Here is a 14,881-nt window from a genome sequence, read left to right on the forward strand (position 1 = left end):
TTGTCATATTGGATATAGTTATCAACCCTCACTAATACATTCACAGGTTATTAATATAATCACTTAATGCTGTATAACTGCTTCCGATAATGCTGAGGTGTAAACGACGTTAACTTTTTAAAGTTTTTGATAAACATACTGGCACTACTATAACCTGACTCGAAAGCAATATCGGTGACGGAATAGTTGGTAATCTCCAGTTGCTTCTTGGCAAAATTAATTCTTATCTCATTGATGATCTGCATCGGCGTTTTGCCGTAATGGCGTTGCGTGGCACGGGTTAGATATTCTTGCGACTTACCGGCCAACTCCACCATATTAACTAGTGCTTTATCACCAAACATTGACTTACCGTGCATCTGCTCGACAGTGTTTTTCAGCCAGACAGGAATATCCCCCCCTGACTCTGATTCTTTGTGATGGCGCAGACGATTAACAATATAAAACGTCACCATTTCCAGAAACTCATTAAACTCACCTTGTCGGAAGTTTAATGATGCCGTAACAGATTCGATATAAGTCAGAAATTCATTCTTAATCTGATAAACCTGTGAGGCAATAAAATAAGCTGGAAATAACGGTAAATAGTGCTGTTCAAAAAAAGCTTTGCTGATACCGACATTCAGGATTCGCGTCGCACCAAAATCATAAAAGCTTTGATGGTAAGAACCGAGTGGAATAAAAACAAAACTTCCTCTTTCCAGCAGCACGCGTTTACCGTTGATTTCCTGGTAATAACGCCCTGTCAGCACTACCGTAAATTCGTAGTAATCATGCTGGTGCAGCCCGGAGACACTTTCAACTTTGTTGTGGATGAACATGTGGAAATGTTGACCATCAAAAAGTTGGCTCTCACGTGCCGTGTTGATTTCCATACTGATTACCGGTGGCTGCATAAGGGACTCCAACTTATTTTATTTTTTCGTGAAGCTCAATAAGTTCTGTCACCAACTCACGTGCCAGCATCGAGGTCATCAGGTGGTCCTGCGCATGAACCAGTACAAGACTCACTTTGGTTTTGCCTTCGCCCTGGTCACCTTCAATCAGTTTGGTTTGCACCAGGTGGGCTTCGTTCAGTGCTTCACGAGACTGCCCCATCAACTCCCAGGCTTTTTCGAAATCGCCCGTTTTAGCGATTTTCAGTGCTGCATACGCCAGGCTTCGCGCCTGACCGGAATTGATGATTAAGCCCATCACCACTTCTTCAAGATCGTTAGTATCGACTTCGTTATCTACTGCGTTATCTAAGTTAAACATCAAAATCTCTCCCGGTACTTTTAAAGTGGTTGGGGACGCAGGGGCCATCCCCAACCAAAACTATTCAGAATTTAAGATTAGAATTTCAGTGCGTTAGCAATATCTTCTTCGCTTTCTTCTTCTTCAATCACCGCCTGCGCTTTGTTCGACAGGATAACGAATGGCATGTAGACACATGTCGCGACACCCAGGTTAAACAGAGCCACTAACAGTGCTGCGATACTACCGTTACTGTTGAAGAAGGCACCCAAACCGGTAGGCATGGTCCACGGAGCCAGGTTAGTGACCGGTGGAATGATTCCCAGTGAGTAAGCCGCAAGTGTAATTGCTGCCAGAATCGGCTGAACCAGGACAAACGGGATAAACATAACCGGGTTCATGATGATTGGCAGACCGAACAGAATAGGTTCGTTAATCTGGAAGATGCCTGATGGCAGTGCCAGTTTCGCTACCTGACGGTGATCTGCACGGCGCGAAACCATGAAGATGGCGATAATCAGACCCAGTGTCGCACCAGAACCACCCAACAGGATGTAGGAGTCGAGCATTGGTTTGGCCCAGAAGTGGAACTGTTTGCCTGCATCAATCGCAGCCTGTACAGAACCGTACTGGTTGTAGAGAGCGATGTTTTCCAGCGCCCACGGAGTCATAATTCCGTTGTCCAGCGCGGTCAGCGCCAGTGAACCATGCACACCGAAGAACCACAGCAAGGAGTTGAAGATAACGTACGCCCAGCCCACTACCGCACCCATCGACGCCAGCGGCGTAGAGATGGAATCCATAATGATCTGGTGGAAGTTGCTACCGTGATTCGCCAGCAGCCAGGAAATAATCCCGAAAATAGACAGGATCAGGAAACCTGGAATTAATGCTGAGAATGACCTCGATACCGAAGTCGGTACGCTATCAGGCAAAGTAATAACCCAATTGCGGCGGATAACAAAAGTAAATAGCTCCGCGACGACAAGGCCAATAACAATACCGGAAATAATATTCTGACCACCTAACCAGTTAGCGCCGACAGCATAAGCTTCGCCTACGCTATATGGAGTCACAGTCATAAATGCCGCTACGGATAATAAACCGGCTGCAAGTGGATCAACTTTACGTTCTTCAGCAAGTGCCATACCAATGAAAAAAGGAGCCATTAGCGACATAATACCTAACGTACCGTTATATACGTTGCCGCCAATGGCTTTTAACCCATTAAGGGTTTCAATGGTCGAGGGGTCTAAACGAATACCTAAAGAATAGAAAAATGAACCGGCACCAAAACTCAGAAAGACGTTATTGATTAATACAAACATGGCCCCGGCAAGGGTCAATGGCATTAATTTGATGAAACCATTTTTAATTGCGTTGACGTGCGGTTGCTTCCCAATTTTCACTGCGAAAGGAAGCAATATCTTTTCAAGTGAATCAATGACTTTACTCATTTGGAATTTCCTTTATTGCCGCAAGTTTCTTGCGGCCAGGTTGTGTAAGGTCGTTCTTTGACGGAAAAATAAAACAAAAGGTAAAAAATTAACTATTAGCTGCTGCTTTCTTGATTGATGCGACGGCTGCTTTCAGCACGCCTAATCCATCAATTTTGCCGTACATTGCCGAATCAATAACTTCGACAGTTTTACCAGGTAATACTTTTTGAATTTCTGGAAGCATATAAGCGATTTGTGGTCCAAGTAATACCAAATCTGCATCCTTGCCTTTTTCCGCCGCCAGAGTTTCAGGCCAGGCTTCAATAACAACGGGTACTTCGTACTTCTCTGCCTGCGCCTTCATTTTTGATACCAGTAATGAAGTGGACATTCCAGCAGAACAAAATAGGTAGATACGTTTTTTAGTCATAATAGTTTCCTCACGTTGCAATGGCCTGCATGTCGGATATCAGCACACCCCACACCTGCAAAAGCAAATCATCATTGGTAAGTTCTGATTGTGTCTGGTTGTAAGGAGTATACGGCAACATTCTGGCGGGGAATAATTTTGAGGAGCCTATAATTGTCTCTCCTTGACCATCCGTTTTGATACCCTTCACATTTTGGGTAAATAATTCGCGCAAAGAAAAAAGCCCAAACAGGGTTTGGGCTTTAGAATTCAATTACACCAGAAATCAGTCGTAGGCATTCAACGTGCGCTGGCAAAGGGCTGAGCGCACACAATCTTGTTTGCCAAATCGGACGACACCGATCATTTCATCTTCTTCAAAACGTGCCAACGCATCACTCAGGCCGGACTGAACACCACGTGGTAAATCACATTGCGTGATATCGCCATTGACGATCACCGTCACGTTTTCCCCAAGGCGCGTTAAGAACATCTTCATTTGCGCTGCGGTGACGTTCTGCGCCTCATCCAGAATAACCACCGCATTTTCGAAGGTACGTCCGCGCATATAGGCGAACGGCGCGATTTCTACTTTACCGATTTCGGGACGCAGACAGTACTGCATGAAAGACGACCCTAAACGTCGCACCAGGATGTCATACACCGGGCGGAAATAAGGGGCGAATTTTTCCGAAATATCCCCGGGTAAGAAGCCGAGATCTTCGTCAGCTTGCAGGACCGGGCGGGTAACAATAATCCTGTCGACATCCTTATGTATCAGGGCCTCAGCGGCTTTTGCCGCACTGATATACGTCTTGCCGCATCCCGCTTCGCCGGTGGCGAATATCAGCTGTTTTTTCTCGATGGCATTAAGATAGTGCTGTTGAGCCTCATTTCGCGCCGCTATTGGTGAATTATCACGGCAATCCCTGGCCATGCCGATAGATTCAACGCCGCTCATCTGCACAAGCGATGTGACCGATTCCTCTTCGCGTTGTTTGTGGCTACGCGAATCCCGTCTCAGCACACGTTTTGCTTCACGACGAGCTTTGATCACTGCTTTCTGTCTTCCCATGGATGGCACCTTACAGTTGGTTTCATTTCCCGCGTCACTTTCAGTCACGCGATTATGCTTACTAACGGATGAGGTTTGGCTTCCTTTTAAGCCATGAACTGCCGGTTGAGAGGATGCACCAGTTAGACGAAATACGCCGCTTAGCGCATCGTTGACACTTTGAGTTGTTAAGGAATTTGGGTTTTTAGCGGTGAAGACAGCGAAGCCGGAGGAGAAGCCTCCGCGCTGGATGGTGCGGGTAAGATGTCTCGTTAATCGTCCAGTACAGGACCCTACCATGCGCTGTCTCCATTGTGATTAAAATTCACAGCCGGGAACTACCGCTCGTGCTTTAAGTACATCAAATTTTATCTTAAATGCAACACTTATTTTACTTTAATTCAACATTAGCGTTTCGTCATGCGCTGAGTCAATTTATGCCACAGAAATATTACACTTTTATATCAGCCGCATAGTCATAGGAAATGGGGATGAATAGCTGGTGTGTGAATTGTTAGCAAATGAAACATTAGCAGGAGAAGGAATTGCCCTCTTGCAAGATAGCTGTCTCTTAGACACAACTCTCCCTGGCAATCTTGTCAGGGTGAGATCTGTAAGCCTCGCTGATTTTCCGTTCACCCGTGTGTTCAGTTATCTCTTTAATTCCCGCAAACGGTGAACGTATCAAGGGGTTAACGCCAACCCCTTGATAATCCAGGCGCCCGGCAAATCAATCGCCGCTAAAGCGGTAAACACCGTTTTTCACCCAACATTCGGGGTCGTTCGCGATTCGTTCCAGACGATCGCTCTCTCACGTGGTTCCCGACCACGTGACCCCAACTGAAGGGTAAAAAACGGCGCGATTGAAGCCGGGGACAAGGTCAAAACCGCCCTGGCTTTTGACTTTGACTTTGACTTTCGGGTCCGGCTTAAATCGCCTCCATTTTGACTCGAGGTGGCAGGGTCCAGCCGTCGGGAACGGCTGGAGGGCGCGATCGTCGGGAACGAATCGCAACCGACCCTGACACGGAGGCAAAATGGAGGTTTACCGCTTGCGGCGATTTATTTGCCGGGAGTCCGGGTTCTTAGGGTGGCGACGGTGGCCACCCTAAGACGTTCACCGGTTCCGTGGCGACATAAATACACTCTCGCCTGGTGAACGGAACCTGCTCCGGATCGGCAGGGACCGCCCTTCAAAGATGTGTATCACAGACAGCAAGAGAGGGAGAGCACCAGACAGTCCCTTCTCCCTCAGGGAGAAGGTTAGGATGAAGGTGGTTTCAACATCACCAAACTATGCCTCCAACAACCCCTGCCCTAAATAATGCTGACTATCCTTAACGCCAGGCAAAACAAAGAAGTAACCGCCGCCAATCGGCTTCACATACTCCTCCAGCGCCTCGCCATTCAGACGTTGTTGCACCGCCAGAAAACCTTTCTCAAGGTCGTGCTGGAAGCAGACAAACAACAATCCCATATCCAGCTGGCCTGATTTGGAAACGCCCAACGAATAACTGTAACCGCGACGCATCATCAGGTTTGATTGGGTTTCTTTGGTGCGCGGATTTGCCAGACGAATATGTGCATCCAGCGCAATCACGTTACCGTCAGGGTCGGCGGCATAGTCAGGCTCGTCATGCTCGTTTTTCATACCGAGCGGTGCACCACTGTGTTTATCGCGACCAAAAATAGTTTGCTGCTCTTTAAGCGGCGTTCTGTCCCAGAACTCAACATGGAACTGAATGATGCGTACCGCCTGATAGCTGCCGCCCACCGCCCATGCTGGTTCCTGCTGGTTGCCCGTCACCCAAACAACTTCATCCATCAGCGGTTTATTGCCGCTGTCTGGATTGGCGGTTCCATCTTTAAATCCCAGCAAGTTGATCGGCGTTTCTTTACCGCGGCTACGCGCGGCGTGACTGGAGATAAACCCTTCACGCTTCCAGCGCACGCTGAGCAAATCTGGCGTGTGCTTGATGATGTCGCGCAATGCGTGGATAACCGTATCTGCGGTATTCGCGCAAATCTGGATAAGCAAATCACCATGACACAAGCTGGCGTCCAGCGAGTCGTTAGCAAAGCGTTCCATTTTTTGCAGTTTTGTTGGCTTCAGCCCTTTCAGGCCAAAGCGTTCATCAAACAGTGACGTCCCCGCCGACAACGTGAAAGTCAGGTTGTCAGGGTAAATTTCGGCACCGAGGATCCCGGAGTCCATGGGTGGCATCCGCGGATTCGGGGTGTCCGGTGCCGGGCCGCCAGTGGTCAGGAAATCGAAACGCGCAGACAGCAATTTGAACAAACGTTCAAGCTCAGCTTTATCACTTGCCAGCACATCAAAAGCCACCAGCATCATCGCCGCTTGCTGTGGCGTCAGCACGCCTGCCTGATGCACTCCGTAGAACGGTTGTTTTTCCATGCGCGCATCAGGCGGCAGCGTGCCGGGAGAAGTTTCCGGTTTTGCCGCATGTGCCACAGGGCAACCACCCGCAACGGCAAGGGCGCCACCAAGCGCGCCCAAACCTTTCAGTAACCGACGGCGCGCCGGAAGGTGGCCGCCGTGTTTGCTATTTTCATCCATAAAACTTAATCCAGACCCAGTACGCCACGCAGTTGTGACAAATCTTCAGCCAGCGCCGTGACCGGCCCTTTCAGTGCATTACGGTCAGCGTCGGTCAACTTGTCGTAAGTCTCAAAACCGTCTTTGGTGCGATATTTCGCCAGGATGGCGTCAACTTTCTTGAAGTTGGCATCCACTTTCGCCAGCAACGGTGCGTTATCTTTCACCAGTAAAGGACGCAGCAAGTTGACGATTTTCTGTGCACCATCGACGTTAGCCTGGAAATCCCACAGATCAGTGTGGCTGTAACGGTCTTCTTCTCCACTGATTTTGCTGGCAGCGACTTCTTCAATCAGGCCCGCTGCACCACCAACCACTTTACCTGGTGGGAAGGCCAGTTCAGAGATGCGGGTTTGCAGATCCAGCACGTCGCTATTGAGCTGATCGGCATATTTTTCCATGCCTTTGGTGGAGTTATCACCAAACAGTGCTTTTTCCAGACGATGGAAACCGGTGAATTTCGGGTCGTTAGCTTTCTGCTCATAATCGTCTTCACGGGCATCGATGCTGCCGTCCAGATCGGAGAACAGTTCGGCAATCGGTTCGATACGTTCGTAATACTGACGGGTTGGTGCATACAAGGATTTAGCTTTTTCTATGTCACCGGCTTTCACTGCGTCAGTAAAGGCTTTGGTACCTTTAACCAGCTCGGCCACTTGCGCAGTGACGTAGGTTTTATATTCGGTAATCGGGCCGGATAACGCCATCAGGTCGTTTTTCGGTGCGGCCTGGTCGCCAGCAGCTTTAACAATAAGTTTGCCTTTTGGGTTGCTGAGCAGGCCGCAAGTCATGTCGTACTCACCGGCTTGCAGGTTGGCCGTCATTTTCTGAGAGAAGCCCGGCGCGATGTTCTCACGCTCTTCGACTACCATCACCCCTTTGAGGATTTCCCACTCCAGCGCTTTCTGGCTGTTGTTCTGAATAATGAACTGGGTTTTACCGGCGTTAACCGTAATGTTCATCGGTTCGCACTGTTTATCAGTAACGGTGACTTTTACCTGAGGAACATCGGCGGCTTGCACCGCAAAGGCTGAAGAGGCAAGCGCAAACAACGCAGCATGCAGGGCTTTTCGACGAAAATGTGTAGTCATGGCCAATCCCTTTAAAACATCAGTATGTTGTAACTAAGAGGCGATTTCTCGCCACAATATTATTAACGAACGCTATTTGTCGCCTGGCTACCCAGACGTGGGGGAATGAAGAACAGCACCAGCGCGGGAATCAGGTAAATAAAGTACATCGCCACTTCGCTGACGCTAGGCGCTTCCTGATAACCAAAAATGCCCTCAAGCAGCGTGCCAGTCAGGGAATGCGTTGAAAGAACATTACTCAGGTCGAAAGCGATATCCTGGAAATGGTTCCAAAGCCCGGCTTCATGGAATGCACGAACCGCACCCGCAGCAAGACCGGCGGCGACCAGTAAAATAAACAAGCTGGTCCATTTGAAGAACACGGCAAGATTCAGGCGGATGCCGCCCCAATAAAGCAAGAAGCCCAGCACGATGGCGGTGCCAAGACCGAGCATCGCACCAAGTGGCGGCATAATGCCGACGTCCTGCTGGAATGCCGCCAGCAGAAAGAACACCGATTCCAGCCCTTCGCGGGCGACGGCGAAGAACACCATCATAATCAACGCCCAGCCGTGGCTGCCTTTGCTATGCAGCGCTTCATCGACCTTCTGCTCCAGCTGCCCTTTGACGTTGCGCGATACTTTGCGCATCCAGAACACCATCCAGGTCAGGATGAATACGGCGATGACGGCGACAATGCCTTCAAACATCTCTTGTTCTTTTTGCGGGAATTCGCCGGTCGTTTCGTTGATGAAGATGCCTAAGCCTAAGCAAAGCGCTGCGGCTGCAACCACCCCAATCCACATGACGCCAATCCACTGGCCGCGTTGTGTGCGCTTCAGATAGCTGGCTATTAAACTGACAATCAACGCGGCTTCCAGCCCTTCGCGTAACATAATGAGAAACGGAACGAACATTCCTGATACTCCAACTGTGAACTCAGGTCAAAAGACGTAAAGAAAAGTAAAACCAGAACGATTGTGATTATCATTACCATAAAAATAAACACAAGCAGAGAATTTGAATTTTTGTGTATAGCTGTAAAAAAGGCCGCTATTAGCGGCCTTCAGATTGCTGGCAAAGGGTGATAAACGTGTTTTGTAGGGTGGATAAGCGTTAGCGTCATCCACCATTTGCGCGCGTTGTGTCGGATGACGCTGCGCTTATCCAACCTACGAAGAGGTTTGTCAGCAGAATTACTCGACCTGTAACTTTGACGGTGGAGCGGTGTGATAAATCTCATCCGCTTGTGCAAAGCGTTTTTGCATCGATGTACTTGGCGCTTTGCCAAGCAGGCTAACAACCACAATACCGATGCTGCCGAAGATGAAACCAGGAATGATTTCGTACAGACCCAACCAGCCAAACTGTTTCCAGACGATGACGGTCAAGGCACCGATGATCATCCCCGCAAGCGCGCCATTACGCGTCATGCGTGACCACATGACCGAGAACAGCACAACCGGGCCAAACGCGGCACCGAAGCCTGCCCAGGCGTAACTCACCAGACCAAGAACGCGGTTTTCAGGGTTAGCCGCCAGTGCGATGGCAATCAGCGCAACCAGCAGCACCATGAAACGCCCTACCCACACCAGCTCTTTCTGCCCGGCATCTTTACGGAAGAAGGCTTTATACAAGTCTTCAGTAATGGCGCTGGAACATACCAACAACTGGCAGCTCAGCGTAGACATCACCGCCGCTAAAATCGCTGACAACAAGATGCCTGCAATCCATGGGTTAAACAGTAATTGCGCCAGCTCGATGAACACACGCTCGCCGTTCTGGTTAACAGAGCCTGCCAATGACGGGTTGTTGTTGAAATAAGCGATACCGAAGAAGCCCACCGCACACGCACCCGCCAGGCACAGCACCATCCACGTCATACTGATGCGACGCGCTTTGACGATGGTGTGATGTGAATCTGCCGCCATGAAACGCGCCAGAATATGTGGCTGGCCGAAGTAACCCAGGCCCCAGCCCATCAGCGAGATAATCGCCACAAAGTTCAGGCCTTTGAGCATATCGACGTTTTCAATACTTTTTTGCTTGATAACCGCCATTGAATCGTCAAAGCCGCCCACTGCGATAACCACCATCACCGGTGTCAGGATCAGCGCAAAAATCATCAGGCTAGCCTGCACGGTATCGGTCCAGCTCACTGCCAGGAACCCGCCCACGAAGGTATAAATGATGGTTGCCGCTGCACCCGCCCACAGTGCGGTTTCATAGCTCATGCCAAAGGTGCTTTCGAACAGACGAGCCCCCGCCACGATGCCAGATGCACAATAGATAGTGAAGAACAGCAGGATAACCAACGCTGAGATAATACGCAGGATGCGGCTTTTATCTTCAAAACGTCCGGTGAAATAATCAGGCAGCGTCAGTGCGTTGTTGTTCACCTCGGTGTGAACACGTAAACGTCCGGCGACCAGTTTCCAGTTGATATACGCGCCAACCGTCAGGCCGATGGCAATCCAGCTTTCTGAAATACCAGAAAGGAAGATGGCGCCAGGCAGCCCCATCAACAACCAACCGCTCATATCGGATGCGCCCGCTGACAACGCCGTGACCACGCTTCCCAGGCTACGACCGCCCAGAATGTAGTCGTCAAAATTCTTGGTAGAACGCCAGGCGATAAACCCTATCAATATCATGCCAAAGATATAGATAAAGAAAGTCACCAGCATTGGTGTGCTCATGGTCATGCAGATCTCCAAATTTTTATCCATGCCGGAACGCAGCACGGGGATATAGTCATTTTTATTCGCAAGCGTTTTAACACACTATTCACAATAAATTCACCGTACAAAAAATAGCTTTTTGCAGGAGGTTGCACTCGCTCACGCTTTTTACGGTTGCACCTATGGAAAGTGTTAACTATGTCGGTAATTTCGCCCTGTCAGCAAATGATTAGCCAGACAACTTCCTTATTTCTTATTTAACAATTCACTCTTTTTTCAGCTTGCTATCTGGCTCACATTTAACAAGGTTGCACAAAGTTGCAACATGATAGATATTGCCGGATAACTTTTATCAACCCTATATGTACTCACCCGATTAATAACGGGTAAACAGGAGCACTAATGGCCACCACCATGGGCGTCAAACTCGACGACGCAACCCGCGAGCGCATCAAAGAAGCCGCATCACGTATTGACCGCACACCGCACTGGCTAATTAAACAGGCGATTTTTAATTATCTGGAACGTCTCGAAAATAATGACGAATTACCAGAACTGCCGGCCCTGTTAGCGGGTGCAGCAAACGAAAGTGATGAAGCCGCTCCGCACGTTGACGAGGCGCACCAACCGTTCCTCGATTTCGCTGAACAAATTCTGCCGCAATCGGTTACCCGTGCCGCCATTACTGCCGCATGGCGTCGTCCAGAAACCGACGCGGTGCCGATGATTCTGGAACAGGCTCGCCTGCCGCAAGCTATCGCCGAACAAACTCATAAACTGGCTTATCAACTGGCCGAAAAACTGCGCAATCAGAAGAGCGCCTCTGGTCGGGCGGGCATGGTACAAGGTTTGCTGCAAGAATTCTCGCTTTCCTCGCAAGAAGGTGTGGCGCTAATGTGTCTGGCCGAAGCGTTGCTGCGTATCCCGGATAAAGCCACGCGTGATGCGTTAATTCGCGACAAAATCAGCAACGGCAACTGGCATTCGCATATTGGCCGTAGCCCGTCGCTATTTGTCAACGCCGCCACCTGGGGTTTGCTGTTTACCGGCAAACTGGTGTCCACCCACAATGAAGCCAGTCTGTCGACCTCCCTGAACCGCATCATCGGGAAAAGCGGTGAACCGCTGATCCGTAAAGGTGTGGACATGGCGATGCGTTTAATGGGCGAGCAGTTTGTCACCGGCGAAACCATTGCCGAGGCGCTTGCCAACGCCCGCAAACTGGAAGAAAAAGGTTTCCGCTACTCCTACGATATGTTGGGTGAAGCGGCATTAACCGCCGCCGATGCGCAGGCTTACATGGTTTCTTACCAGCAAGCGATTCACGCGATTGGCAAAGCTTCTAATGGCCGTGGCATTTATGAAGGCCCGGGCATCTCAATCAAACTTTCTGCGCTGCATCCGCGCTATAGCCGCGCGCAGTATGACCGCGTGATGGAAGAGTTATACCCACGTCTGAAATCTCTGACGCTGCTGGCTCGCCAGTATGACGTGGGGATTAACATCGATGCGGAAGAAGCCGACCGTCTGGAGATCTCCCTCGACCTGTTGGAAAAACTCTGTTTCGAACCGGAACTGGCAGGCTGGAACGGCATCGGCTTCGTCATTCAGGCCTACCAAAAGCGCTGCCCGTTTGTCATTGACTACCTGGTTGACCTCGCTTCCCGTAGCCGTCGCCGCCTGATGATCCGCCTGGTGAAAGGCGCATATTGGGACAGCGAAATCAAACGCGCACAAATGGACGGGCTGGAAGGCTATCCGGTATATACGCGTAAGGTTTACACCGATATTTCCTACCTCGCCTGCGCCAAAAAGCTGTTGGCAGTGCCGAATCTGATTTACCCGCAGTTCGCCACACACAACGCGCACACCCTGGCGGCAATCTACAACCTGGCCGGGCAAAACTATTACCCAGGCCAGTATGAATTCCAGTGCCTGCACGGCATGGGCGAACCGCTTTATGATCAAGTGGTCGGCAAAGTTGCCGATGGCAAACTGAACCGCCCTTGCCGCATTTATGCACCGGTCGGCACCCATGAAACGCTGCTGGCTTACCTGGTGCGCCGCCTGTTAGAAAACGGTGCCAACACCTCGTTTGTTAACCGTATTGCCGACAACACCTTGCCGCTCGACGAACTGGTTGCCGACCCGGTAACCGCTATCGAAGCTATCGCGGCAAAAGAAGGTCAGCTTGGCTTGCCACATCCAAAAATTGCCACGCCAAAAGAGTTGTATGGCGCGGGTCGCACCAACTCCAGCGGCCTGGACCTGGCGAACGAACATCGTCTGGCGTCACTCTCCTCTGCCCTGCTCAATAGCGCAGCCCAGAAGTGGCAAGCGCTGCCAATGTTAGAACATGCCGTTGCGGCGGGCGACATGGTGGCCGTGAAGAACCCAGCAGAACCGACTGACATCGTCGGTTTCACTCGCGAAGCCACGCCAGAAGAAGTTTCTCAGGCGCTGGAAAGTGCGGTGAACAACGCGCCAATCTGGTTCGCCACCCCGCCACAAGAACGCGCCGCGATTCTTGAACGTGCAGCCGTGATGATGGAAGGCCAGATGCAGCAATTGATTGGCATTCTGGTGCGCGAAGCTGGCAAAACCTTCAGCAACGCGATTGCTGAAGTGCGCGAAGCGGTGGATTTCCTGCACTATTACGCCGGTCAGGTGCGCGATGATTTCGATAACGAAACCCACCGTCCGCTCGGCCCGGTGGTCTGTATCAGCCCATGGAACTTCCCACTGGCCATCTTTAGCGGCCAGATTGCTGCCGCCCTTGCCGCGGGTAACAGCGTGCTGGCAAAACCGGCTGAACAAACTCCTCTGATTGCTGCGCAAGGCGTTGCCATTCTGTTGGAAGCTGGTGTGCCTGCGGGTGTGCTGCAATTGCTGCCAGGCCGTGGTGAAACGGTTGGCGCACAGTTGACAGGCGATCCTCGTGTCCGTGGCGTGATGTTTACCGGTTCCACCGAAGTCGCGACACTGCTGCAACGCAACATTGCTGACCGTCTGGACCCGCAAGGCCGCCCAACACCGCTGATTGCTGAAACTGGTGGTCTGAACGCGATGATCGTCGATTCTTCGGCGCTCACCGAGCAAGTCGTGGTTGATGTGCTGGCCTCGGCATTTGATAGCGCCGGACAGCGTTGTTCTGCATTGCGCGTGTTGTGTATTCAGGAGGATGTTGCCGAGCACACGCTGCAAATGCTGCGCGGTGCGATGGCGGAATGCCGCATGGGCAACCCAGGCCGCCTGACGACCGACATCGGCCCGGTTATCGACGCCGAAGCGAAAGAGAATATCGAGCAGCATATTCAGACGCTGCGCAGCAAAGGCCGCAAAGTATTCCAGGCGGTGCGTGATAACAACGTGGATGCGAAAGAGTGGCAAAGCGGTACGTTCGTTGCACCAACATTGATTGAGCTGGAAAGCTTCGACGAGATGCAAAAAGAAGTGTTTGGTCCGGTGTTGCACGTGGTGCGTTACAACCGCAGCAACCTCGAAGCATTGATTAAGCAAATCAATGCTGCCGGATATGGCCTGACGCTGGGTGTGCATACCCGTATCGATGAAACCATCGCTCAGGTGACCGGTTCAGCACATGTCGGCAATATGTATGTGAACCGCAATATGGTCGGTGCGGTGGTCGGCGTGCAGCCATTCGGCGGCGAAGGTTTATCGGGGACTGGACCGAAAGCCGGTGGCCCGCTGTATCTGTACCGCCTGCTGGCGAACCGCCCGGACAATGCGCTGCAAACGACGTTTAATCGCCAGGATGCTGAATTGCCGGTGGATACCACGCTGAAGGCCAGCTTGCAGGAATCCCATCAGGCACTAACGCAATGGGCGGCCAACAAAGGTGAATTGCCAGCCGTGTGCGAACGTTTCGCGCAACTTGCGCAAAGCGGCACGCTGCGCCAATTGCCGGGGCCAACCGGTGAGCGCAACACCTACGCCTTAATGCCACGTGAGCGCGTATTGTGTATCGCCGATAACGAGCAAGATGCGCTGGTGCAACTGGCGGCGGTGACTAGTGTTGGTAGCCGTGCACTATGGGCCGATGACAAGCTGCATCGTGAACTGGCAAAAGCCCTGCCTGCGCGGGTGCAAAAGCACATCGATTTTGCCAAAGAAGATGCCCTGCTCGGCCAGCCGTTTGATGCGGTGATTTACCACGGTGATTCCGACCAGTTGCGTGCGCTATGCGAAAAAGTCGCGGCCCGCAATGGGGCGATTGTTTCGGTGCAAGGCTTTGCGCGCGGAGAAACCAATCTGTTGCTGGAACGTTTGTACGTTGAGCGTTCGCTGAGCGTGAACACCGCAGCCGCCGGTGGTAATGCCAGTCTGATGACAATCGGCTAAGGTTTCACTAAGC

At 51.1% G+C, this 14,881-nt stretch carries 11 protein-coding genes; 1 reads left to right on the forward strand and 10 read right to left on the reverse strand.

The window, feature by feature from the left end; genetic code table 11:
* Positions 1–59 precede the first annotated feature (59 nt).
* The 10 genes from chbR to putP all read right to left on the reverse strand — a co-directional run bounded on the left by chbR (position 60) and on the right by putP (position 10,530).
* Entirely contained in the window at positions 60–896 is an 837-nt protein-coding gene (gene chbR / locus D8682_RS07135) for a transcriptional regulator ChbR (RefSeq protein ID WP_064548025.1), read from the reverse strand.
* Between the two features lie 13 nt (positions 897–909).
* Entirely contained in the window at positions 910–1,257 is a 348-nt protein-coding gene (gene chbA / locus D8682_RS07140; RefSeq protein WP_064548027.1) for a PTS N,N'-diacetylchitobiose transporter subunit IIA, read from the reverse strand.
* A gap of 77 nt (positions 1,258–1,334) precedes the next feature.
* On the reverse strand, positions 1,335–2,693 hold the full coding sequence (chbC, locus tag D8682_RS07145) for a PTS N,N'-diacetylchitobiose transporter subunit IIC (RefSeq protein ID WP_121813918.1): 1,359 nt from the start codon (positions 2,691–2,693) through the stop codon (positions 1,335–1,337).
* Positions 2,694–2,781: 88 nt separating this feature from the next.
* A complete protein-coding gene (locus D8682_RS07150) occupies positions 2,782–3,105 on the reverse strand; it encodes a PTS sugar transporter subunit IIB (RefSeq protein ID WP_064548032.1) in 324 nt (107 codons plus the stop codon).
* Between the two features lie 10 nt (positions 3,106–3,115).
* Positions 3,116–3,358 (reverse strand): hypothetical protein, encoded by a 243-nt coding sequence (locus D8682_RS26700; protein WP_162302995.1) that lies wholly within the window; start codon positions 3,356–3,358, stop codon positions 3,116–3,118.
* A gap of 12 nt (positions 3,359–3,370) precedes the next feature.
* Complete coding sequence (gene phoH / locus D8682_RS07155) at positions 3,371–4,159, reverse strand: phosphate starvation-inducible protein PhoH (RefSeq protein ID WP_202914377.1); 789 nt, start codon at positions 4,157–4,159, stop codon at positions 3,371–3,373.
* A gap of 1,273 nt (positions 4,160–5,432) precedes the next feature.
* The gene (gene efeB / locus D8682_RS07160) at positions 5,433–6,716 is read right to left on the reverse strand and encodes an iron uptake transporter deferrochelatase/peroxidase subunit (RefSeq protein ID WP_121813920.1); all 1,284 of its coding nucleotides are present in this window, start codon (positions 6,714–6,716) and stop codon (positions 5,433–5,435) included.
* Between the two features lie 5 nt (positions 6,717–6,721).
* Positions 6,722–7,846, reverse strand: coding sequence for an iron uptake system protein EfeO (efeO, locus tag D8682_RS07165; RefSeq protein ID WP_064548039.1), 1,125 nt, complete (start codon positions 7,844–7,846; stop codon positions 6,722–6,724).
* A gap of 62 nt (positions 7,847–7,908) precedes the next feature.
* A complete protein-coding gene (gene efeU, locus D8682_RS07170) occupies positions 7,909–8,742 on the reverse strand; it encodes an iron uptake transporter permease EfeU (protein ID WP_064548041.1) in 834 nt (277 codons plus the stop codon).
* 279 nt (positions 8,743–9,021) lie between these two features.
* Positions 9,022–10,530 carry a sodium/proline symporter PutP gene (gene putP, locus D8682_RS07175; RefSeq protein ID WP_064548043.1) on the reverse strand — a complete coding sequence of 503 codons (1,509 nt, stop codon included), beginning with the start codon at positions 10,528–10,530 and terminating at the stop codon, positions 9,022–9,024.
* A 378-nt stretch (positions 10,531–10,908) separates the two neighbouring features.
* Here putP and putA point away from each other — a divergent pair, with 378 nt between their 5' ends.
* Positions 10,909–14,868 (forward strand): trifunctional transcriptional regulator/proline dehydrogenase/L-glutamate gamma-semialdehyde dehydrogenase, encoded by a 3,960-nt coding sequence (gene putA, locus D8682_RS07180; protein WP_121813921.1) that lies wholly within the window; start codon positions 10,909–10,911, stop codon positions 14,866–14,868.
* Positions 14,869–14,881 lie beyond the last annotated feature (13 nt).

Source organism: Buttiauxella sp. 3AFRM03, assembly GCF_003675305.1.
In the GTDB taxonomy this organism is placed as follows: domain Bacteria; phylum Pseudomonadota; class Gammaproteobacteria; order Enterobacterales; family Enterobacteriaceae; genus Buttiauxella; species Buttiauxella ferragutiae.

Bases quoted from the DNA above. Each gene is read 5' to 3' on its own strand.
- chbR (WP_064548025.1), bottom strand. From the start codon at position 896: ATGCAGCCACCGGTAATCAGTATGGAAATCAACACGGCACGTGAGAGC.
- chbA (WP_064548027.1), bottom strand. From the start codon at position 1,257: ATGTTTAACTTAGATAACGCAGTAGATAACGAAGTCGATACTAACGAT.
- chbC (WP_121813918.1), bottom strand. From the start codon at position 2,693: ATGAGTAAAGTCATTGATTCACTTGAAAAGATATTGCTTCCTTTCGCA.
- D8682_RS07150 (WP_064548032.1), bottom strand. From the start codon at position 3,105: ATGACTAAAAAACGTATCTACCTATTTTGTTCTGCTGGAATGTCCACT.
- phoH (WP_202914377.1), bottom strand. From the start codon at position 4,159: ATGGGAAGACAGAAAGCAGTGATCAAAGCTCGTCGTGAAGCAAAACGT.
- efeB (WP_121813920.1), bottom strand. From the start codon at position 6,716: ATGGATGAAAATAGCAAACACGGCGGCCACCTTCCGGCGCGCCGTCGG.
- efeO (WP_064548039.1), bottom strand. From the start codon at position 7,846: ATGACTACACATTTTCGTCGAAAAGCCCTGCATGCTGCGTTGTTTGCG.
- efeU (WP_064548041.1), bottom strand. From the start codon at position 8,742: ATGTTCGTTCCGTTTCTCATTATGTTACGCGAAGGGCTGGAAGCCGCG.
- putP (WP_064548043.1), bottom strand. From the start codon at position 10,530: ATGACCATGAGCACACCAATGCTGGTGACTTTCTTTATCTATATCTTT.
- putA (WP_121813921.1), top strand. From the start codon at position 10,909: ATGGCCACCACCATGGGCGTCAAACTCGACGACGCAACCCGCGAGCGC.